The sequence below is a fragment of the Methylobacter marinus A45 genome, assembly GCF_000383855.1.
In the GTDB taxonomy this organism is placed as follows: domain Bacteria; phylum Pseudomonadota; class Gammaproteobacteria; order Methylococcales; family Methylomonadaceae; genus Methylobacter; species Methylobacter marinus.
Genome location: NZ_KB912877.1, coordinates 162,469 through 183,730, shown reverse-complemented (window position 1 = coordinate 183,730; position 21,262 = coordinate 162,469). Strand labels below are relative to the sequence as shown.

The window sequence follows — 21,262 nt, the reverse complement described above, 5'->3', positions numbered from 1 at the left end:
GCGGTTTAACGCCAACCGGCGATCCGGCCGATTCAACGCACCCGAGGGCGAGTGACTTACTTTTAACGCCAGCACAGGATGAAATTACCCGTGCATAACATCAGTTAAGTGATTTACATGGAAATTTTTTTGTTTTTTTATCGACATTTTTTAGTACGCGCTCTGTTTGTGGCAGTAACGCTTTTTATTTTCCTGTACGGGCAGGTGAAATATTCGTACGCGCAACCCGATGTGGAAACAAGCCTGAATAATTCAGAAGAGGTTAAGGTTATGATGCAAGCTGATAGACTTCCACCCGCGGAAGTAGCGCCTGTTGTAATAGACGACACGCGCTACGAAGTTGTCCATTGGGGGAAAGAACGGGGGTTGGAGCAAAATGGCGGCTATATCGCTGCAATTGACGTTGCCAGCGGACAGGAGCGTTGGCTGTTAAAAATCTACGATGTCCAATACGATCCCGTGATGGAAGAGGATGTACAGGATATTTTCATTAAATCCATGAGCAAGTCTTTTTTCGGCAAAAAGCTGAAAATCGTTGATGAGCTTGGCCGAAAGTATATTGTGGATATCACCGATCGATCGATAAAACCGGAGTGACAGGCTGGCGCGAGCCGCGGCGGACAGTGCTCCCGCCGCCTGCCAGGATGCGGGGTCGTGATTTTTTGCTGTTCGCCCAGCGTCGGTATGATCGCAGCGCTTGCCCGACTGCTGCCGAGCCGGATCGGAAGACAAGCCGGTCGAGCACCTGCCTCGGCGTGCGGGATGAGGGGGCTGGACATGAGTTTGAATGGGGTTGGAGGATAAACCCGATGAAAACGTGAGGCATTCCATGTTCATGGTTAAGAAACGTGAATGATATGCCGCTCGCAACCCTTGTCTTTCCGTCCTACGGCACTGCGCAAACAGAGACATAGCCTGCCAGGCACCTGTCAGCACGCCAGGAGCATGAACGGAAATCCTGCCTCAATCTCGGGTCTTGTTTCATTCCCGTTCCTGAGGATGTGCTGGTGCAGGGCCTGACTGTTTATGCTTTTTGACCTTATTTTTTTCTAATTTTGTATGGAGTATTGTTATGCCGAACAGCCCAATTCTCGATGGCCTTGATAGACCGGATTCTCCGAACCATTGGACTCGAACCGATTGGAAAATCCAGGACGCGCGGGCAGCCGGATTATTCCCGCCTCCCGCCCCGGTCAATCCGACCAACGGTAACCTCGCGTATGACTTCACATGGCATCACAACATTCCATGGAAAACGCTTAGAGATTCTTTCAAGGTTGCCATTGTCTTTTGCGAGTGGGATGTTGTGGAAATGCTTCTGGATCTCTATGGCATGCGTTTGAGTCCTTTAATAAAGAGACGCATAAAGCTCACTAAAGAGGCGATTGGCCCGACAGCACAGAATGCCAGTGGCGCCACCTATGAAAAATGGGTAAACCGGTTTAGTGGAGGAGGGGAGTCTCATCTCGACAATTTGTCTGTTGAGAAGCAATTGACGAATTTGCAGGTCGATGAGATTGCCCAAGGCGTAGCGTGGCAGCGCTGGAATATTGTTGAAGGCCCGAAAGAGTCTATCAGGGTAGAAGACCCGGGATCCGATGGCTTCGATGACTTCAGTCGGGCCGACCCCGCCCGCATCAATCGCTACATGGCCATCGAGAGTCTGTATCATGTACTTGTGGATATAACGGCTGACTACGAAGCGAGAAAAGCTAATTTTGCCAGTTTTAATCATATGACCGGGGTATGGAGCCTCAAGCTTCGGGGACCTGTCCGGAATGCACAATTTCTGATCAATCAGCCGCTGGTGATGTTCAATCCTTCGCATTGGCGTGTGATGCACTGGGGAGGGCAAGCCTTAACCAAAAATCTTTCCGGAAAAGTTTATTATCAAGTGCGCACCCGCCGCACTGATGATTTATGAGCATAGGAGAGAAGGACAAAACTTTAATGCGAATTAAGAGCTAAATAGAAGCCAGTTCATCGATACCGTTAAACTATTGAGGAAGACATCACTCACCCCAATACATCTAAAGCCTGCGTTGCGAAAGAGTTGGCGGACTCAGGCTATTGTGCCACCAAGAAGCTGTACTTTTATGGCGTGCGTGTGCATGTGATCGGCAGCCGGCAACCCGATGCCGAAGCCGTCAGGCAGGCCAAGAACCTGACTGTCTTGACACCGGTTAAAAAACAAAAAGGGTAGCGCTATCTGGAACCTCAGGATCAATGGTAGCCCACAGCCGTTTCTCGTGTCTGGCACCAATTGAAGCCTTATTTGCCTGGATTGAAGAAAAGACAGGCATTGAATGAGCCAGTAAAGTGCGTTCTTACAATGGACTGATGGTGCACGTCGTCTTCGGCAAACTCGCGGCGGCTTTGTTTTTCTGGAATTTTTTACGAACCAGCTCTTAATTCACATTTAGAGAAGCTTGGCGAGATAAGACCAGGTTTTATTGGTATTCCCGTCGAGGAACTGTGCTTTGGGCCGAAGGTTTTTCTACATGTGGTTGGAAAAAAGAATAGCGTCTATTCGGGGTGTGGTGGTTTGATGCTGACGTTTTAATTGGTTTGGAAAATGCATTTCGAGAATTTATTTCTCAGCTTCTGATAAGAAAGAGGCAATCAGGAATTTATTGCGGGAATTACTTGCTATTTCGAAGGAATGGAATTTGAAAGAAAAAGTATGGGCATTGGAAGTTCCTCCAGGACAAGCGGTAAAAGCTTTTAAAGCCATGGACTCTCCTCAAAAGTTATTCAATGACATACCTTTATCGGCTATGGGCAATCGCATGTTGGTAGACAGAGCGTAACAATACTTTCTGCCGGTAAAGAACTCTTTTTGGATTCAAAAATATACACAGCTTTCTGTTTGACTGAACGGTTGAACGAATATTTATCATAGTTTTGTGAAGAGTAAGATATGGGTATTTTAAAAAAAACAAACGGTATTACTCTGGCCATAGGATGTTGCCTGACCTCAGTTAACGTTCTATGGGCGGAAGATTTAAACGTCGGAGCCAGAGCGCCTACAAAAGAGGAAATTATTCAAGCTTTTAAGCCTCATTCTGAAAGGGGCGATAAAGTGCTGACAAGAGGCATTCGTATTCGCCCAACCGGACAAGCAGGATTGTCTTCTTCCTTGGCTTCAACTCCCCAGGCAATCTCCCTGGAAGTCCGTTTTGCATTTAACTCCGCTCAATTGACAGAAGAAGCCATCAGGCAATTAACTCCAGTTGCGGAGGCCTTGGTATCTGGTGAGCTTGGCCGATTGAACTTTCATGTGGAAGGATATACCGATGCAAAGGGTAGTGATGAATACAACAAGGATTTATCACTAAAGCGAGCCTTTACCGTTCGCAATTTCTTTGTTAAGAGGCATGGGCTGAACGCATCAAGAATAAAATTTTCAGGACTCGGAAAGAGCAATTTACTGGATCCTGATAACCCGTATAGCGAGGTAAACAGACGCGTGCGAGTTGTAGCGATTCCATAGCAGCAAGATTTATAGAACCGGTATGGTTAAACTAACTCTTGATGAGATATATGATTTTAGCTGAGGGTTTAGTTCACCGTTTGAGTTAATAATCTTCTCCGTTGGAGGTAGAGGTTCAGCACTTCCGAAGGCCTCTATGCGGTCTATTCCGGGTGGGCCTGATACAGTCAGTTCATAGCTCGCATTTTCCTTTGGGAGGCTGACTGTCTTTCCGGCAGTCAGCCAGTTATCCGGTTCGTAGGCATTAGGGAAAATTGTAGAAATTTGCCCATCTGTACTTATATGAACAATGGTTACATACATCGGTTTTTCCGTTTCCAGCAATAACGTCATGGATTCTCCGATACGGTAATTCGCTGCGGACGATCGCAGTTTCAATGACTCATGAAAGGGCATAAGCATTTTTTCTTGATGATGCTGATCTGTTGTCATATCAGTTTGAATAGAACTGGTCTCCACTTTTTTCAAGGGATTCTGTTTTGGCGTATCAGTGTTTGCTGCATCATAGCCGGTGCCGTTTTTACCATAGAACAGCCACAAAATAACCGTAAGTAGACCAATAGAAAATATCACTGAAAACGCGGAGATTGATCTTGATTTATTGGCTTTTGCCGGAGAAATTTCTTTTATGAACTGGTCGATCGTTTCACAACGGCTTTCCTGTTTCAGCGCCAAGCCATGTAACAATCCTTTCCATTGCGATCTTGTTATCGTGGTTATGGAGGTGGGTTGCACTTTTAAATCGAAGGCTTGCTGAGCGTTCGATCGCGAAAAAGGGTGTTTACCTGACAGAAGTTCATAAGTAATACAGGCAAGGGCATAAATATCATCTCTTGGATCAGGTTCCAGGCTATTAAGCATCTCCAAGCTTGCGTAAGCGGGCGATAGTGCATTTAATGAACGGGAATGGAACACGGTGGTGTCGTCATCACTTTGCCCCTTTCTATTGAAAGGACAAGCGATACCAAAGTCCAGGACTTTTGCCTGGCCTTTATCGTCTACAAAAACATTACCTGGTTTGAAGTCGGAGTGGACTATGCCATTTTTATGTGCATGAGACAATGCCGCCGCCATGTCCTGTATAATTGGCCAAGCTTTTTTAAATGGCATACCTGACGGATATTCTTTAATCAAGGAACTGAGGGGGCGTCCTTTGAGAAGTTGCATGCTTAAATAAATGTTACCCGCATCACGATCAAAATCATATACTGTAATAATATTCGGATGGGCAAGTGACTTGGCTTTTTTAGCTTCTCGTTGCATCGCCACGAAAAATCTGGGGTCATCAAGCAGTTCAGGATTAAGAAGCTTTATAGCGAGGTAGGGATCTTTATCACGTGCTTCCCGGGCCACTAAATCCAATGCTTTATATACGGTCCCCATACCTCCCTGACCGATAACCTCTTGTAGCACAAATCGCCCCTTTAAAACTGTTTTATCCTCAATACATGATTTTTCCATTGTTTCTACCTAAACTAATTAAGAATCTATCCCAGCAAATAATTGATGTTTTTAAGCTGATTTTTTGAACTAAGATTTTTCTCTGCGTCCAGAACACATCTGTTAAAGGAGAACTCCAGCTCTTATAAAATATCTCGAATTATTCGGATATATTCTAAGTTAGCTTTGACTGATTCGATAGCATTAAAGATGATTCCGTTCTGGTTTCTAAGTCATGAAAGATACTTTCAAAAATACCCGTTTAATAATACTCACTAACAGGAATAGTTAATATTTGTTTGCCAAATGGCAGTTTCGCCTGATTAGATATACTTGACCTTGATTTATTAGATCATATTGATCTACTATTACTCGCCAATCAATACCGCCAAAACACTTCTACCGTAGCAGCATTAAACAGGGAATAACTAAATGAAAGGAATAACGGTAAATTCATCTTGTCTGCCTAAAATATCGATTATTTGGAAATATATTAAGCAGCCATAATCCCCCCAGCAGTATGTAATACGCTTTACAAAACTTAATAATAATTAATTTTCCAAGGTTTGGAGAACCCATGAAAAAATCACTTTCATTAATTATGCTGTCTTTATTAGCTACAGGTTGCACGCAAACTTATGTAGCGAAACTGGCGCCTCAATCACATTTCGATTATCCCAATAGTAATGTTTATCCATTGGGTTATGTTCAAGGACAGGCGAGTAAAACATCCTTTTTTGTTCCACCTGATAAATCTTCCAGTCTTGAATATGAAGCCATTACCAAGGCAATTGAGCAAAGCCCTAGCGCAGACATGCTGATTAATACTCTTCATTTTATGGATATCACTCAAGTTCTTGTTTTACCGATATACACAGTTACCTATCGAGTAGAAGGCACCGCCGCACGAATGAAAGCCGGCACGCAAGTCTTGAAATAATCTAACTAATTATCCAATGAGGAATATCATGCGTTTACAATTAATTACCAGCCTTGTAGCTCTTGCCTTGTCTCAGATTGGTTGCTCTACCACTCATGGGACTTTTGAGCCTACGGCACATTTTGCTTATCCAAATTCTAACGTACAACCCATGGGACATGTTAGTGCGACAGTCAAAGAAGGGATGTTCTTGATTCCGCCTACATTGAATAAGGAGAAGGTTTTGAAACTGATGAGCGATGCGTTAGCGCAACAACCCGGTGCCGATGCAATTATAAATTACCGTCTGGACACTACTTATACGATGTATCCTTTCTATTACGTCCAAACTGTAAAACTAGAAGGCTCCGCCGCAAAAATGCAGGTAGGTGAGCAGGAGCTTCTTGAAAAGTCCAAATATCAGTAATAACCCAAAAATATAACGCTCGTTGATATGTTTCTAGGCGATGAGCGTTTGTTTATTTCAGCACACTGGAGAAATGAATGAAGTATTCTGGATGCACAACCACCGTTGCAGTGATGATGATTGCAATGTTTAGTGTGGGTTGCGGAACAAAATTTGCGAGAGAGTTTGAAAAGCAAGTCGACAACACCAAGGCAGGTATTTTCGATACCAAAACCAATATTGAAGAAGGTTTATCACAAACTTGCGCTAATGAGCCTAAAGTATCGGAACAAGCGGATGAGGTTTTACGTTTGGTTTCTAGTGAAGAGCAAACCCTGTTTATCGTCGATGGTAAGGAAATGGGGCGTGCTAAACAGTTAAAGGTATGTATTGATAGTAAAGGCGAACACTCTGTGACTGCCGAAGCTCCGGGTTGTGAAGCAAAAATTGAAAAACTGAAACCGCCTTATGATTTTCCTGTTTATCAATTTCAATTCATGATGGCCGAATGCAAAACAGCAGTAAGCCAAGCGCCACAACCGATGCCGAAACCTGTGAAAAAACGGGTCAGCCGCAAATCAAAGCGGTAGAAAAATCAACCTGTGGCTATGGCTAGAATGATCAATAAATACGTCGCAATAATAGTGTACATGTTCTGTCTTGCTGGATGCGCTACGGCACTGCAAGGCAGCAAGTTTTCCGCACAAGACAAGTTGAACTATCCGAAGGCATCGGCTGATGCTGATCGGGTTGTTACGCTTATTTCCAACAAAGACAACACCCGTTTTTTTGTCGATGGTAACGCGATTGGTAGTCCGATTAGTGCTGGGGGGGAGCTCAAAATTCTGGTGAATGGGCAGCGTCACGATATCATCGCCGAAGCACCTGGTTATAAAGCCAAGCCACATCATACTCAGCCACCTTACGATGAGCGATCGCCGATCTCGTTTAGTTTTATTTATAAAGATAAGCTAACGGATGATGAAAATCCGATGGCTGTAGCGGTCATATCGCCGATTGTGGCTATCCAGGAGACACCTGCTTATACTGATCATAGAAGCAAGCCACAGAAATCAGCACCCTCTTCAAATCAGGCGTCATCGCCTGAAGCTGTCAAGCCCACTAGTTACAATACTATTGTCCTGAATAATAACAAGCATGAGCCCAGGGTGGCCTTAGTTATTGGTAACAGCGCTTATCAATATACGGCACAACTGGCTAACCCAACTAACGATGCCGAGGATATTGCTCAAGCGCTTAAAAAGTTCAATTTCCAGGTGATCTTGAAGACCAACGCAGATCTTGAAACGATGGCCGATGCGGTTTATCAATTCGGCGAGAGTTTGAAAGGCGGTGGTATTGGCTTATTTTATTATTCCGGGCACGGTTTGCAGGTTAAAGGTGAGAATTATTTATTGCCCGTTGATGCCAATTTGATGCGAGAAGACGACGTCAAACGCAAAGCGATCAGTGCCAATGATGTGGTGGAAAAAATGGGTGAAGGCAATAGTCATTTGAATCTGGTTTTTCTGGATGCCTGTCGCAACAATCCATTTCCCAGTAGTACCCGTGCTGTTAACCGGGGACTGATCGGCATGAATGCCCCTAATGGTACTTTACTGATCTTTTCAACAAATCCTGACAATGTGGCTTTAGACGGCAGCGGCAGAAACGGCACTTATACCAAACACCTGCTGCAACAAATCGATCAACCTGGACTGGAAATCGGCATGATGTTACGCAAGGTACGTACCGCCGTTAAGGAAGAAACGGGTGGCCAGCAAGTGCCGTGGGAAAATGGGTCTATTGAGGGAGAGTTTTATTTCACGATGGATTCGCCTTAGGAATGCGCATAAAATGACTTCCTCAAGTGCGAGGAATTTCCGGTGTAGGCGCGGATTCGCCTAGGGCGCCTACTGTTGGTATCCGCACAGTGCGAATGACCCTGAAGGGCACAAGTACCCATAGGGCATAAATGAATTCGCACCTACAATTCCCTGATTTATTCCATGCCCATTACTTAGTTCATACTAGGCCAATGACGGTAAATTCGTAACAAGTAGTCTGAATGTAGCAAATCGGAATTCCGGGTGATCAAAGATCACAAACCAGTAATCATCACAGCGCCTGTATTGCTAGGCATCTCGTATGTACCTCTGTAGAATAATCGTTCGCCATCCATGATTAAATCTCTCAACCGTTTATGTCCATCCTTCGCATGGGCTTAAACGATGTCCGTATCAGAACATTGGCGTAATCATATTGAAACATTGCTGCACAGCGCTTTAATTGACGTGAAGAACGGGCTACGCCTGCGGATGCTGAAAGTATATGAAATATCGGATCCGTCCGAATCCGGTGTTCAGTGCATAGGTATTTATTTCAAAAGCATGGCCCTGGTGCCGAAGCGCGATGCGCTAGAAATTGAAGATGAAACTAGCCGGTGCTTTATTTCTGATCTCATCGATAAAATTTCAACTCAAGTTTTCGAGCGTCCAATCAATACGTTGCGGCCAATCAAGATTCCTCAATAGAATGAGCAGCATGCTGCTGACATCAGGAGTCGAATCGTTAGTGATATAAAATGAATTAATAACTGAATGCCGCTGAATTTGCATACCACAAAAGCCCTTGCACACGAATACCGGGATGATAAGACTGGGTACCTGCCTTTGACTGCAGAGGTTCAGGGGGTAAAGCCAATTGCCTCTTAGCGTGCAGAAGTGGGTAAGGTTATGATGCAAATCAGTCGGGCACCTGCATATTAAAGAACAGGATGACACAGTTGAGTATGAATTTAAGTTTAGCTAAAACTTAATGAAATATGATAAAGAATCAATAATAAGAAATGAGATGATGACAATCGCCTAAAATTCGGGAGTTGATATGGTAACGATAGCGGAATCAGTGGGTTTGAACGGCGCCAACAAAACAGTCGATGTAATCAAAATACAAAATCTTATCAACAATAATGCCAGGCATACGGAACTCGTTTCCCCCTTAACGGTTACTGGCAAGATAAACGGGGAGTTGATCGATGCAATCAAGGCTTTTCAGGCTAATCACCCGGATCTGAGGTTTAGTCGTCCGGACGGGCGAATTGACCCGGATGGTAAGACTCTGGCGATGTTAAGGGAGAGCATAAAAACCCATGAGAGTTATCTGCCGTCGGGTTTTAGCCGCAATCATTTCACATCTTTCGATAGCGATGCTTTTGTCGAGCTGTATGAATCACAGTATTCATATCCCAGGTTGGGCGTTGCGGCAAAACAGGGCCTGCAAAATCTTTTAAAGCAATTGAACGCCGATTCGGATGTCACGGATATCCGCTGGGCAGCTTACATGTTGGCAACGGTTAAGCATGAATGCGCCAATACCTGGCAGCCTATCGAAGAGTACGGCAAGGGGCGCAATTATGATTATGGACATCCCGTCAGGGTACTTGACCCGAGCGATAGCACGGGAAGAAGAGTGCATCTGAATACTTATTACGGGCGCGGGTATGTGCAGCTGACATGGGCAAGCAATTACAGGAAAATGGATGCCGCTCTCGGCTTGAGCGGAAACGGCAGTTTGTACCTGTATCCGCAAAACGCTCTCGACCCCGATACGGCCTACCGGATTATGTCGTATGGCATGCGCAACGGAACATTCACCGGCAAGAAACTGGGCGATTACATCAGAGGCGACTACGTCGATTACAGAAATGCACGCAGAATCATCAATGGAACGGACCAGGCGCAGATCATCAAGGGTTATGCCGATAATATCGAATTCCTGCTGCGTTTTTGCAATAGTATTTAAGAAGGCATCATGGAAATGGCACTCATGAGCGGTGTAAGAGAAAACAAGTGCCGCTTGAGACGGTTTCTGGCAATAATCCTTTGCTACGGCGTTATGGCCTGCGCTATCCGCCAGAGCGAAAATGCCGGTATTAACGCCGAAACCCAATTAACCCGGGCACAATGGCACGCCCGACTAAACTGGGATGTTTCGGATTGCCCATTGGCATCGCCGGATGAGGCCGGCCCCGGTGTCGTCATGCACGGCTTCGGCGCCGATTCCCGCATTATTGAAGTACAGTGCGAGCGCTGGGCTTACCAGGGTTCATACTTATTTTATCTGGACAAGGACGGTGCAATAACCCAACTGAGCTTCGAGCAGTTCGAAGCCCCTGATGCCGGCCGGTTGGAGCGATATCATTCCGCGCTGGTCACGGGCTTGCCATCGGTGATAGCGGATGAGCAAGCGCTGGACGTGTTTAGAAAATACCGGGGTATCGGCGATTGCGGCCAATTTTTGCGATATCGGATTGAAGCACATGCCGCCGTACTGAAACAACTGAGAGTGCGCGATTGCGAGGCGCTGCCGGCCGATAAACCTATAGATACTCAGGAGTGGCCCTTGAAGAATCCCGATGAAGAAAAATAAGCCGAAATTTCGATTGATAAGCGGCGCCAGAATTGAGCCGGGTGAGCGGACGTTTTTCGCAACCGCCAGTCCATGAACTCAAGATGAGCGCTTAGTAATGGGCATGGAATAAATCAGGGAATTGTAGGTGCGAATTCATTCGCATCTACACCGGAAATTCCATCCGCACACTTGAGGAAGTTATTTTATGCGCGTTCCTTAGTTGCCGATAAGGCGAAATCAGCCAGCAGGATTTTTGGAGAATCAATGAAATATAATAAATTAGAACAGTACAATGCCCGGGCAAGCCACCTCAGCCAGATTCACAGAGAGCCGTTCAGGCACGCCCAGCTGTCAGGGAAAATCAAGCCCTTTGACTGGAGCGACAATCAATTGGGCATCAGGCGGGGCGACGTCAATGTTTTTAAAGCGGCGGCCCTGGCTTTCAACCATATTATATTGGTCAGGGCGACCAATCCCGAATCGCTGAAATACATAGGCAACAGAAACATGTATCCGAAGCCGATAGACTGCAAGGCGAAAACCGCCGATTCCGATGCTTATATACCGTTTGCCTATGGCCATATCTATGCCAAAACCGCCGGACTGGTTGTCGACCCCACGCTGGTGGGCGCAAAAGCCTTCAAGGACGGCAAGTATGCAAAAGCCATGGATGCCTGGAGCGAGTTCCTAAAGGATAAAACCCCCGATGAAAGAGCGAAAAAAGTATTCAGGCGGCACGGCAGCGATAAAGGCTGTTTCGCCGTGGATACCGATGTCCACAGTGAATACTATGGATGCCTGATGATTTCCAGAGAGGAGGCGCCGGCCAGTTTTGACGAAACGGCGCTGACGGCAACGCCGAAGTGGAGAAACAGCCATGCCCGGCTGGAGGGCGTCCGATATTGCACGCGCATGCAATATATGCACGGCGATTATGACTTGTATGCCCTACTGAATCTGGATAACCCGAATGAGTTGCACCTGGAAAACGTAGTGCATGGCGTCAAGAACTATTACAGCCCGAAACTTGAAGCCATACAGGAATTCGTCAACAAGGGCATAGGCGTACCCATGATCCAGCATGGCGAGCAATTCCGCTACAAGCATCAGGGCGATAAAATCTACGCTTTCTATCCCAATAACAGTGCCTATATGATTGATGAATCAACCGCCTCAATTGAAGAAATCTTTGAGATTGTCTATGGCGTTGTGTGATGTTAAGGAACGGGAATGAGACCCCGCGATTGAGGCAGGATTTCCGTTCCTGTCCATGTAGTCCTGCTCACGCCCTTTACCTACATCCCTGTAGGCAACGCCGAAGAGGGACGGAAAGACAAGTCAGTTGCGGGCGATATAAAATTCACGTTCCCAAGTGGTGTAGGCTGGGTTGATAAACCCAGCATTTCGAAGCCCCCTATGCTGGGTTTCCGCAAAGCTCCAACCCAGCCTGCCCGCTAAGCCGCAGGGATGTGGCGAATGTCGAAAACGCATAACGCCATGGATGGCGTGTAGTAGAGCACCAACAGTAGGCGCTTTAGGCGCAGCTTCCGCTCCTGCTCACGCTAAGTACCTACATCCCTGTAGGCAACGCAGGAGCAGTTGCCGAGGAGCAAATATCTGTCCCTGGGGTCGTCTGTGGTTCCATAAAATATCCGGGCTAAGCATCGCCGGATGCGATAAGGCAAAAAATACCCTTGTTGATATTGAGCGTTGCGGGCGCTCAAGATAGGCTACGCCAATTTTAAATTGGCGCCGGCTATTGAAGCCGGTAAAATTCCCCATCTTCCTTCTGAAGACCATAAAAATAATAAATTTAAGCCTCCTTTTTATCTCCGGAGGCCACTCATTTAAAAAATAATAATAACTGGAGCACCATGTTAAAGAAAACAATCACCCTATCGGCATTGCTGATGTCGCCGCTGTCTTATGGTGAGGAAATAGCAAGTCAGGTATTCAATATTACGGAGTCAGGACAAGGGTCGATAGGCTACTTGCCCTTTACTCTTTCGAGCGCCATGCCCGTCGATATCGCGACCAGCGGACCGACGATCGATCCTCAGATTTATCTGTTCAGCGGTACGGGCAATTTTACTTCCTCCATTGCCTCTGATGATGATGGCTGTGATCAGATCGATTGCGGCGCGGCTGGCATCAGTCCTGATTACAATTCATTGATTGATAATATGAGCTTGTCTCCGGGCACTTATACGGTAGCGGTTTCCGATTATTATTTTTCGCAAGAAGATGCCATCCTGGGCACAAAGGTAAATGACGCCACAGGCGAAGTGCTGGTGATGGTCGGCGATTCCAATATGATTATCCCGGGCACCGGCACCGGTACCGGCACCGCCAGGCTGGTTTCATTCGCCGGAGGCAGTACCAGCGACGGCAGTGTCATAGGTTCTTCGCAAATAGAGGCTTTAACCTCGAATATGGGGTCTACGGCCGAGGCCGTCAACGATTTGTGCGGTTCGGCGTCAACACGCTCGCTGATTGCCGACTGCGCGGCTATCGCCGGCTTGAGCCCCGCGGCGCAGGCGGAAGTCCTTGAGCAGATTACGCCCGAGGAGATCAATGCGATAGGCGCGACTACCGTTGCCACTTCCAGCGCGAATTTCAGCAGTATTCAGGACCGCATAACCACCTTGAAAACCGGCGGAGGCGGAGGATTTAACATCGCCGGACTGAACGTAGGCGCGGCCAGTTCCGATGACATGCCCGAACTGTTCAAACGCCTGGGCGTTTTTGTAAACATCGAGGGCGGCTTCGGGGACAAAAACAAAACCGTCAATGAACAAGGCTACAAATTCGATACGCAAGGTGTGACAGTCGGCGCCGATTATGCGGTGACGGATTCTTTCTTTGTCGGCGTGGCGTTTAACAACACCCATAACAAGGCCCGCTTTCTGAATGGTGCGGGCGAGTTGTACACGGCTTCCTATACGGGTTCCGTATACGGTAATTATAATATTGATGACTTCTACATCGACGCGATTGCCAGCGTCGGCGGCCTGGATTATGAGTCTGAACGCCACATGAGCTTTTTCAGCCGTACCGCCAAAGGCACTACAACCGGTATGCAATATGCCTCAGGCATCAGCGCCGGCTACAATTATCGCCATCAAAACTTCATTGTCAGCCCTTACGTCGGCTTTGATTATACGAAAACGGAAGTCGATGGTTTTCGCGAAAACAACGGCGTCAATTTTGCCGTCAATTATGGCCAGCAGGACATTGAATCCATTATCACCAAAGTCGGCGCGCGCTCGTCGTACACCCATAGCGCGTCCTGGGGGGTGGTGACGCCTCAACTGAATCTCGAATGGGTTCATGAATCGAGCTATAACGCCAGCCTGAGCCAGGTTCAGTTTGTGCAGGGCACTACATCCTTCGGCATTCGCTCGGATGCGCCTGACCGCGATTACATGCAGTTAGGGTTTAATGTGGCTGGGCAGTTTGCCGATGGCCTCGCGGCTTTCGTCGCCTATAACACGATGATCGACCGGCAGAATGTGACTAACCATGCTTTTGCCACGGGAGTCAGGCTGGAGTTTTAAACGGCGGATTCTGTTGTCCCCGAATATACCCGACATGACGGCGCCTTTACAGGCGGCTATGGCTTGCAGTAAAGGCACCGGACAGGGCCTGGCAAGTCATGGCGGCCTGATCAGCCAGATATATCAATCACACTGTTATGAATCGAACTGAACGACGGCTTGCAGCCAAGAACAACAAGAAGCGGCAAAAACGGGGGAATCCGGGCAATGTCCTGTCGTCAGCGATCAGCCTGCATCAGAAAGGGCAATTGGCCGAAGCCGAGAAAATCTATCGCTCGATTGTGCAAAAGCAGCCGGACAATCCCGATGCACTGCATTTCCTTGGCGTGCTGCTGCATCAGACCGGCCAGAGCGACAAGGCTATCGCCAACATCAAGCAGGCATTGCAAATCAATCCGGCTTACCTGGATGCCTGCAACAACCTAGGCAATATCTACAAGGAAACAGGCGACATGCAACAGGCCGCCGAAACCTACCGGCGAGTGATCGACATGGCGCCCGACCATGCCGGCGCCTGCAACAATCTGGGCGTGGTGCTCCGAAACCTGGAGGCCTACGAGGAGTCGGAGCGCGTGTTGCTGAAAGCCGCCGAACTCAGCCCTGACAATGCCGATGTTTTCCAGAATCTCGGCAATACCTATCAGGAGCAGGACGAGTGCCGGAAAGCGGCCGAGGCTTACCGACAAGCCATTGTCTTGAGGCCGAATCACAAATATGCCTACGAGAGCCTGTGGAAAATGCTATTGAAAACGGGCCAGTCCGAGGAAGCCAGAGAGGTTTTGCACAACTGGCTTGCCGCCGATCCCGGCAATCCGATCGCCAGGCATCATCTTTCCGCCTGTCTCGGCGAAGACGTTCCCGACCGGGCTTCCGAGGCTTATATTCAGGACATCTTCGACAAGTTTGCCGCCAGCTTCGACACCGTGCTGAACCGCCTGGATTATCGGGCGCCCGAACTGGTCACGCAGGCCGTTGCCACGCTTTTTCCCGAGCCCCGCCAGGATCTCAGGGTGCTGGACGCAGGCTGCGGCACCGGGTTGTGCGGACCTTTGCTGCGGCCTTATGCCGGCACGCTGGTCGGCGTCGACCTGTCCTCCGGCATGCTGCGTAAAGCCAAAGGGCGCGAAATTTATGACGCACTGGTCGAAGCCGATCTGGTGGCATATTTAGGCCGGGAAAAAGCCGCGTTCGATGTGATTGTATCGGCCGACACGCTGGTTTATTTCGGCGATCTCGCGCCTTTACTGAAGGCGGCCGCGGGCGCGCTGAAGGCGGCGGGGAGCCTGGTTTTCACCGTGGAAAAAAGCGACGAGGAGAGCGGCAACGGCTTCAGGTTGAATCCTCACGGCCGTTATGCGCATGCGCATGATTATATCAAAGCCAGCCTGGCCGCTTCGGGCTTCGACCTGCGCGCGGCGGAAACGGTAGTGCTGCGCAAGGAAGCCGGGCAGCCGGTAGTCGGCCTGTTGGTGACGGCGGTTTTAAACTAGCGGCCGTTCGCCGGGGCTGTCAGAACAGCGGGCGCGGGGTTACCTCTTTACGCATATAGGTATAGTTGACGACCACCTTCCAGCTTTCGTCAGAGCCGAAGTTAACGGAATCCCAGGCGGCGATTTTATAGGTTTCGGTATTGCCTTCGATGTAGGAATAATAGCCGATGCTGTCGTCGTCGATCAGCATCAGGCGGCCGAACGCTTGTAAGGACGGCGATGGATTGCTGGTCGTGTCAATAAACAAATTGCTGGCGATATATTTGGGCGATTCGTCGAAGACGATCAGCCCGTCGTTGCGCATAATCCAGACATCGCGCGGATGTGTCTCGGATTTGGCGCTGAGCGGGAAAAATTCAGGCAGCACTTTTTCCGGATACATGCGGGCCTCAAGGTAATTGATAATCTGGCCGTCTTGCAGTACAGGCACGCGATAAACCAGGATCAATCGCTGGTTTTCTATTTCGGCTACCGGTTTTAAATCTTGTTGAGCAGGATTGCCGCCCTCTTTGTTGAAGGCGGTTGAAATTTCGGAGGCGTTGCGCAGGGAAAAAGACTCGAATTTCGGGTATTGGCTGTGCAACCGGGCGAGCAATTGCCGGGCCGATTCCTGGTTCGAAACGTCGAGCTGGACCGCGGCTTGGTTAAGGTCCGAGAACAGGCGGCCGGTTCCGGCCGTGATGGCCCGGGCTATCGCCCGCGCCTGCTGTTGCGACTGTTCGCCGAAGGCCGTCACCATGACCAGGGATTCCTCGGCTTGCGTTTTAGCCTGTTCCATCTGCCTGGCATAATAGACTGAAAAGCCGGCGCCGCCGATGACGGCCAGCGACAGTAAGCCGGCCATCATGACCATGGTTTTGTTCTGCGTCAGGAAGCGGCGCAGCAGCTCCTGTTTGGAATAGGCATAAATATTGACCATGCGGCCATCCCGAAAGGCTTTTAACTGGGCGGCCAATTCACCGGCATTGGCGAACCGCTCCTCGGGATTCTTGTGCATGGCTTTTTCACAAATGGCCGCCAACTCAGGCGGCGCGGATGGGTTGACCAGTTTTGCCGAAGGCGATGCCTTGCGTGCCTCGATCTGTTTCTGAATGCTCGACAACGAGCCGCGATAGGGCAGTTCGCCGGCGAGTATCCGGTACAGGATAACGCCGAGGCTATAGACATCGCTGGCCTTGCCGGCAAGGCCGTTGAACTGTTCCGGCGCCATGTAGGCCGGCGTTCCCAGGACTTCGGATGTGGTATTGTCGCTGAGCGTGTGGCGCTGGTGCGTCAGGACTTCGCGATAGAAATAGGTATTGTCGTGATCGTCAAGGACCTGGGCCAGCCCCCAGTCGAGAATAATCGTTTCGCCGAAGCCGCCGCTGATAATATTGCCGGGCTTCAGGTCCCTGTGTATGACGCCTTTGGCGTGGGCATAGGCTATCGTGTCGCAGACGTTGATCAGGCTGTCCAGCAGTTTGATGCGCCGCGCGAATGCCGTCTGGGCTTCAGCCTGTGCGCATTTTTTAAGCGATTGCTCCAGCGTTTCGCCCTTAACGTAGCGCATGACGTAATAAGGTCGCCCGTCATTGCGCCGACCCAGTTCATAAACCGGCACGATGCCGGGATGCTCGAGCTTGCCGGTGATTTTGGCTTCGTGGATGAACGAGTTGGCGACTTCTTTATTGGTCGTGTTATTCGCGGCGAATTCATCCAGCAGTTCCTTGACCGCGACACGCCTGCCGATCATTTCATCATAAGCGAGATTGACGCGCCCGACGCCGCCCTGGTCAATCATATCCAGAATCGTCAAGCGATCGGGATAGCCGAAGTTGCTTTGTCGCGTTGCCTTATTGGCGTTGGCCGGACTTTCCGGGCGCAGTATCGTGACATCATCGTCAGCTGATAAAGTATCCGAAACGGGTCTATTGATGCCCATAGTGTGTCTTGGTTATGAGTTGAGGTTGATAAAGCTGATCAATGCGCCGGGCGCCAGATTCCCGCAAGTCCGGAAAGGGGCGCGGCTACCGATTGGAAGCGCAACAGGCGGGCGCTATTACGGTTACGGTAACTCGACAACGTCATGATGCCGCGCTCGAGTATCGCTTCGGCCGTGGTTTCCGGCAGATACCATTCGGCGCAGGCCTGCATCAGTGTTTCGCTGTCTTCCTTGTAACTGTAGGCGGGCAGATCGTCGATATTCAAGTGCTGGCCGGGCGACATCGACCAGCCGGCATCCTGGAAATTTTCCGCCAGCAGCCTGGCGCAGGCAAAAGCCGGGTTTCCCCATAAAAAAGCCTCGTGCTCGTCCGGCGTCGCCAGTTCCTCGAATTCAAAGCTGTCCAGCGGATCGGTTTGCTTGCCGTAGGGCAGGCGCAACAGAACACGCGGCAGCGCCAGGCCCAGCCATTGCGCGTAAGGACTTGCGCGCAGCGCTCGCCATGCGGGCACATCGCCCCAGGTGGAGGGGTGGAGGGATTGAGACAGCGACGCGCAACCGAGAAGGCTGTTGTCGGCGGCGGCCAGGAACGGCGCGCCGAGGCTTGCGGCCATGGCGCCCAGAGCCGCAAGCACTTGCATATCCGCCTGGGTGTCGGCAAAAGTATAAGCGCCGACCAATACCGACCAGGGCTGACTTATGCCTTGTCCGGCCAGCAATTGGTAAATGGCCGAGGCTTCCAGGTTGTCGCCGGCATCAAGAACCGTCCGCGCCAGTTCGTTCCGCGACAGGTTCAGCAGCGCCAGTTGCAGCGACTCGCCCGTTTCCAGGCGAGAAACCAGTGCGTATGCCGATCGCCATAGCGCTTCCAGCGCCTGGAAATCGGGATGGTGCAGCAAGGTCCTCATCAGTTCGCTCGTTGCCCGGTCGACTTCGGCCAGCAGTTCGGGCTGGCGCGGATCGGTTTTCTCGACGATATGGGGCGCGATCATGTCCCCAAGCAGCCGGTCCAGCGAGGATTGTGGCCGCACCTGTTGCGCGGGCGCTTTCCCGAGCAGGCGCTCGAACATTGCCTCTTGCCCGTCAACCGGCGGCGCCTCAACAGATGGGTCGGCGGCGTCCTTTAAATTGATTGTCTGCCGAAGCTGCGCGACCGCTTGTGCAAAGGTTGCGGGATTTTGCAGGCTTTGCCGCAACTGGCGCAGCTGATGAAAAACGTCCAGGGCCGCATAAAGGTGATCAGGGTGAAAGTCGTCGAGGCAGTGAAACTCAAGGTCCAGCCGAGGTTCCTGCAAACTCAGGCTCGGCTTCAATCTCGACAGGACGTCATCGAAATTATCGATATCGACGGTCATTATTTTCCGGTTTTCCGCTCCGGCATCCAGGTGCCGGTGTCCGCTGAAGTTGCCCATCATCAGTATGCGCATGGGTAAATCATCGGACGCAGGCTGCGGGTCCGCGGCAGTACTGAAACGAAAATCGAACTGTAAATGTCCGGGCATGAAAGGCTCCTGAAGCGGGGAAAAATTAATGTATTTGCTTAAGATAGTTCGATGTTTGCCGGTATGCAAGTTTCCGGTCGAGCTTGTGTTCCGGAATCGCTTTGAATAGTCAGATACATTTTGATAGTATCAATGGCATTTTTTGATTCTATACGGAAGTACGTTGGAATATGGCCACACAAGACACTCGATTTGGATCCGTTACTTCACCGTTAGGCCCTGATGTTTTGCTTTTCAGCCGCATGAAAGGCTATGAAGAAATGGGTAGGCTTTTTGAATACGAAATAGATCTGCTCAGTGAGGAAAAACAGATCGATGCCAAAAAAATTCTCGGCCAGGCCATGACCCTCGCCGTGGAGTTGCCGGCCGGGGGCATACGTTATTACCACGGTTTGGCGACGCAATTTCGGCATCACGGCACGCAGGGCGAGTTTTATCTTTATCGCGCCGTGCTCCGTCCGTGGCTCTGGTTTCTGACGCGTACATCCAATTGCCGGATCTTTCAGGAACTGTCTGTTCCCGACATCATCAAGAAAGTATTCGAGCTGAACGGCTTCAGCGATCTTAAGGTCGAATTGAGCGGCGATTACAAGCCCCGCGATTACTGCGTGCAATACCGGGAAAGCGATTTCAATTTCGTCAGCCGCCTGATGGAAAGCGAGGGCATTTACTATTTCTTCAAGCACGAGCAAAGCAAGCATACGCTGGTGATCGCCGATGCCGTCAGCGCTTACCAGACTGTCGCCGATTACGCCGAGATTCCTTATTTCCCTCCTGAAAATGCCGTTCAACGCACACGGGACCATATTTTCGAGTGGCATAACCACCATGAAGTGCAGTCAGGCTGCTACGTGCTGAACGATTTCGATTTCGAGAAGCCGAAAGCCAGCCTGTTGGCCAAATTCACCGAAAGCAAGGCCCATGCCCATGCCGACGGCGAACGTTACGATTACCCCGGCGACTATACGGAATCCGGAGACGGCGAAAGCTATGCCAATATCCGCCTGGATGAATTGCAGACCAATTACCAGGTGATTCGCGGCAAGGGCAATGCCAGAGGCCTGACGCCCGGCATGCTTTTCACCTTGAAAGACCACTACAGCGCCCAGGAGAATGCCAAACACGTGCTGGTATCGACCGATTTTCTGATCGAGTCCAACCAGTACCGCAGCGATGGCGCGCCGGCGGAACTGCTGTTTGACTGCGCTTTTACGGCCATCCGGGCGGAACAGCAGTTCAGGCCGCGGCGGAGCACGTCCGTGCCGTTCGTCCAGGGGCCGCAGACGGCGATTGTCGTCGGCAAGGCCGGCGAGGAAATCTGGACGGATAAATACGGGCGCGTGAAGGTGCAGTTCCACTGGGACCGGGAAGGCAAGAATGATGAAAACAGTTCCTGCTGGGTGCGCGTGTCATTCCCGACCGCCGGCAAGAACTGGGGCTGGGTTTCCTTGCCGCGTATAGGCCAGGAAGTCATCGTCAGTTTTCTGGAAGGCAACCCGGACCGGCCTATCATCACCGGCAGGGTTTACAATGCCGACCAGATGCCGCCTTATGAGTTGCCGGCCAATCAAACTCAAAGCGGCATCAAGACCCGCAGCAGCAAGGAAGGCACCGGCGACAATTTCAATGAGATCCGGTTCGAGGATAAAAAAGATGCCGAGGAAGTCTATGTGCATGCCGAAAAGGACTTCAATTGCGTCATCGAAAACAATGAAACGCGCAAAATCGGCCTGGACAAAAAGGATAAAGGCGATCAGACCATCGAAATCCAAAACGACAGGACCGTGACACTGAATGAAGGCAACGATACGCTGACCGTCAAAACAGGCAATCGCGTGACGACGCTCGACCAGGGCAATGATACGAAGCAGCTCAAAATGGGCGATCACTCGGTCAAGGTCGATGTCGGCAAGAGCACGACCGAAGCGATGACCTCGATCGAATTAAAAGTCGGCGGCAACAGCATCAAGATCGATCAGTCCGGCATTACCATTAAAGGCCTCATGGTGACGGTGCAGGGCGACGCGAAGCTGGACGCCAAGAGCCCCATGACCACGGTCAACGGCGACGGCATGCTGACGCTGAAAGGCGGCATCACCATGATCAATTAGTGTGGATTTA

The 21,262-nt window shown here is 49.9% G+C and carries 18 protein-coding genes and 1 pseudogene; 15 read left to right on the top strand and 4 right to left on the bottom strand.

Annotation, left to right across the window (positions count from 1 at the left end):
* Positions 1-117: 117 nt before the first annotated feature.
* The 3 genes and pseudogenes from METMA_RS0100825 to METMA_RS28300 all read left to right on the top strand — a co-directional run.
* Positions 118-597: a hypothetical protein gene (locus tag METMA_RS0100825; RefSeq protein WP_232216300.1), complete on the top strand. Its 480-nt coding sequence runs from the start codon at positions 118-120 to the stop codon at positions 595-597.
* 475 nt (positions 598-1,072) lie between these two features.
* Positions 1,073-1,924 (top strand): hypothetical protein, encoded by an 852-nt coding sequence (locus METMA_RS0100820; protein WP_020157152.1) that lies wholly within the window; start codon positions 1,073-1,075, stop codon positions 1,922-1,924.
* A gap of 108 nt (positions 1,925-2,032) precedes the next feature.
* Positions 2,033-2,412: pseudogene (locus METMA_RS28300) on the top strand (IS982 family transposase); the annotation flags it as partial.
* Between the two features lie 178 nt (positions 2,413-2,590).
* On the opposite strand, the gene METMA_RS26805 reads toward METMA_RS28300, so the two are convergent.
* Complete coding sequence (locus METMA_RS26805) at positions 2,591-2,734, bottom strand: hypothetical protein (protein WP_156830431.1); 144 nt, start codon at positions 2,732-2,734, stop codon at positions 2,591-2,593.
* Between the two features lie 186 nt (positions 2,735-2,920).
* On the opposite strand from METMA_RS26805, the gene METMA_RS0100805 reads away from it, so the two are divergent.
* On the top strand, positions 2,921-3,493 hold the full coding sequence (locus METMA_RS0100805; protein WP_020157149.1) for an OmpA family protein: 573 nt from the start codon (positions 2,921-2,923) through the stop codon (positions 3,491-3,493).
* 9 nt (positions 3,494-3,502) lie between these two features.
* Here METMA_RS0100805 and METMA_RS25615 read toward each other — a convergent pair whose 3' ends face one another.
* Positions 3,503-4,954 carry a serine/threonine-protein kinase gene (locus tag METMA_RS25615; protein WP_020157148.1) on the bottom strand — a complete coding sequence of 484 codons (1,452 nt, stop codon included), beginning with the start codon at positions 4,952-4,954 and terminating at the stop codon, positions 3,503-3,505.
* Positions 4,955-5,510: 556 nt separating this feature from the next.
* On the opposite strand from METMA_RS25615, the gene METMA_RS26800 reads away from it, so the two are divergent.
* From METMA_RS26800 to METMA_RS0100750, 10 genes are all read left to right on the top strand, one after another.
* On the top strand, positions 5,511-5,873 hold the full coding sequence (locus METMA_RS26800) for a hypothetical protein (RefSeq protein WP_156830430.1): 363 nt from the start codon (positions 5,511-5,513) through the stop codon (positions 5,871-5,873).
* Positions 5,874-5,901: 28 nt separating this feature from the next.
* Entirely contained in the window at positions 5,902-6,279 is a 378-nt protein-coding gene (locus METMA_RS0100795) for a hypothetical protein (protein ID WP_036247058.1), read from the top strand.
* A gap of 77 nt (positions 6,280-6,356) precedes the next feature.
* Positions 6,357-6,848 carry a hypothetical protein gene (locus METMA_RS0100790; protein WP_156830429.1) on the top strand — a complete coding sequence of 164 codons (492 nt, stop codon included), beginning with the start codon at positions 6,357-6,359 and terminating at the stop codon, positions 6,846-6,848.
* A gap of 27 nt (positions 6,849-6,875) precedes the next feature.
* Positions 6,876-8,102: a caspase family protein gene (locus tag METMA_RS25610; RefSeq protein WP_051114314.1), complete on the top strand. Its 1,227-nt coding sequence runs from the start codon at positions 6,876-6,878 to the stop codon at positions 8,100-8,102.
* A 387-nt stretch (positions 8,103-8,489) separates the two neighbouring features.
* Positions 8,490-8,792, top strand: coding sequence for a hypothetical protein (locus tag METMA_RS0100780; protein ID WP_020157144.1), 303 nt, complete (start codon positions 8,490-8,492; stop codon positions 8,790-8,792).
* A 352-nt stretch (positions 8,793-9,144) separates the two neighbouring features.
* Complete coding sequence (locus METMA_RS25605; RefSeq protein WP_051114313.1) at positions 9,145-10,062, top strand: lysozyme family protein; 918 nt, start codon at positions 9,145-9,147, stop codon at positions 10,060-10,062.
* Positions 10,063-10,086: 24 nt separating this feature from the next.
* Entirely contained in the window at positions 10,087-10,689 is a 603-nt protein-coding gene (locus METMA_RS0100770; RefSeq protein ID WP_198014444.1) for a DUF1176 domain-containing protein, read from the top strand.
* A gap of 246 nt (positions 10,690-10,935) precedes the next feature.
* A complete protein-coding gene (locus METMA_RS0100765) occupies positions 10,936-11,886 on the top strand; it encodes a hypothetical protein (protein WP_020157141.1) in 951 nt (316 codons plus the stop codon).
* A 659-nt stretch (positions 11,887-12,545) separates the two neighbouring features.
* Positions 12,546-14,228: a DVUA0089 family protein gene (locus tag METMA_RS0100760; RefSeq protein WP_156830427.1), complete on the top strand. Its 1,683-nt coding sequence runs from the start codon at positions 12,546-12,548 to the stop codon at positions 14,226-14,228.
* A gap of 137 nt (positions 14,229-14,365) precedes the next feature.
* Positions 14,366-15,718 (top strand): tetratricopeptide repeat protein, encoded by a 1,353-nt coding sequence (locus METMA_RS0100750; RefSeq protein ID WP_020157138.1) that lies wholly within the window; start codon positions 14,366-14,368, stop codon positions 15,716-15,718.
* A 19-nt stretch (positions 15,719-15,737) separates the two neighbouring features.
* Here METMA_RS0100750 and METMA_RS0100745 read toward each other — a convergent pair whose 3' ends face one another.
* Together METMA_RS0100745 and METMA_RS0100740 are read right to left on the bottom strand one after the other, a co-directional pair.
* A complete protein-coding gene (locus tag METMA_RS0100745; protein ID WP_020157137.1) occupies positions 15,738-17,639 on the bottom strand; it encodes a serine/threonine-protein kinase in 1,902 nt (633 codons plus the stop codon).
* A 38-nt stretch (positions 17,640-17,677) separates the two neighbouring features.
* Complete coding sequence (locus METMA_RS0100740; protein ID WP_020157136.1) at positions 17,678-19,141, bottom strand: type VI secretion system contractile sheath domain-containing protein; 1,464 nt, start codon at positions 19,139-19,141, stop codon at positions 17,678-17,680.
* Positions 19,142-19,311: 170 nt separating this feature from the next.
* On the opposite strand from METMA_RS0100740, the gene METMA_RS0100735 reads away from it, so the two are divergent.
* The gene (locus METMA_RS0100735; RefSeq protein ID WP_027146924.1) at positions 19,312-21,252 is read left to right on the top strand and encodes a type VI secretion system Vgr family protein; all 1,941 of its coding nucleotides are present in this window, start codon (positions 19,312-19,314) and stop codon (positions 21,250-21,252) included.
* The last annotated feature ends 10 nt before the right edge of the window (positions 21,253-21,262 follow it).

Bases quoted from the DNA above. Each gene is read 5' to 3' on its own strand.
- METMA_RS0100825 (WP_232216300.1), top strand. From the start codon at position 118: ATGGAAATTTTTTTGTTTTTTTATCGACATTTTTTAGTACGCGCTCTG.
- METMA_RS0100780 (WP_020157144.1), top strand. From the start codon at position 8,490: ATGTCCGTATCAGAACATTGGCGTAATCATATTGAAACATTGCTGCAC.
- METMA_RS0100795 (WP_036247058.1), top strand. From the start codon at position 5,902: ATGCGTTTACAATTAATTACCAGCCTTGTAGCTCTTGCCTTGTCTCAG.
- METMA_RS0100735 (WP_027146924.1), top strand. From the start codon at position 19,312: ATGGCCACACAAGACACTCGATTTGGATCCGTTACTTCACCGTTAGGC.
- METMA_RS0100805 (WP_020157149.1), top strand. From the start codon at position 2,921: ATGGGTATTTTAAAAAAAACAAACGGTATTACTCTGGCCATAGGATGT.
- METMA_RS0100760 (WP_156830427.1), top strand. From the start codon at position 12,546: ATGTTAAAGAAAACAATCACCCTATCGGCATTGCTGATGTCGCCGCTG.
- METMA_RS0100750 (WP_020157138.1), top strand. From the start codon at position 14,366: ATGAATCGAACTGAACGACGGCTTGCAGCCAAGAACAACAAGAAGCGG.
- METMA_RS25605 (WP_051114313.1), top strand. From the start codon at position 9,145: ATGGTAACGATAGCGGAATCAGTGGGTTTGAACGGCGCCAACAAAACA.
- METMA_RS0100820 (WP_020157152.1), top strand. From the start codon at position 1,073: ATGCCGAACAGCCCAATTCTCGATGGCCTTGATAGACCGGATTCTCCG.
- METMA_RS0100745 (WP_020157137.1), bottom strand. From the start codon at position 17,639: ATGGGCATCAATAGACCCGTTTCGGATACTTTATCAGCTGACGATGAT.
- METMA_RS0100740 (WP_020157136.1), bottom strand. From the start codon at position 19,141: ATGCCCGGACATTTACAGTTCGATTTTCGTTTCAGTACTGCCGCGGAC.
- METMA_RS25615 (WP_020157148.1), bottom strand. From the start codon at position 4,954: ATGGAAAAATCATGTATTGAGGATAAAACAGTTTTAAAGGGGCGATTT.
- METMA_RS26805 (WP_156830431.1), bottom strand. From the start codon at position 2,734: ATGGCTTTAAAAGCTTTTACCGCTTGTCCTGGAGGAACTTCCAATGCC.
- METMA_RS26800 (WP_156830430.1), top strand. From the start codon at position 5,511: ATGAAAAAATCACTTTCATTAATTATGCTGTCTTTATTAGCTACAGGT.
- METMA_RS0100790 (WP_156830429.1), top strand. From the start codon at position 6,357: ATGAAGTATTCTGGATGCACAACCACCGTTGCAGTGATGATGATTGCA.
- METMA_RS0100770 (WP_198014444.1), top strand. From the start codon at position 10,087: ATGAGCGGTGTAAGAGAAAACAAGTGCCGCTTGAGACGGTTTCTGGCA.
- METMA_RS0100765 (WP_020157141.1), top strand. From the start codon at position 10,936: ATGAAATATAATAAATTAGAACAGTACAATGCCCGGGCAAGCCACCTC.
- METMA_RS25610 (WP_051114314.1), top strand. From the start codon at position 6,876: ATGATCAATAAATACGTCGCAATAATAGTGTACATGTTCTGTCTTGCT.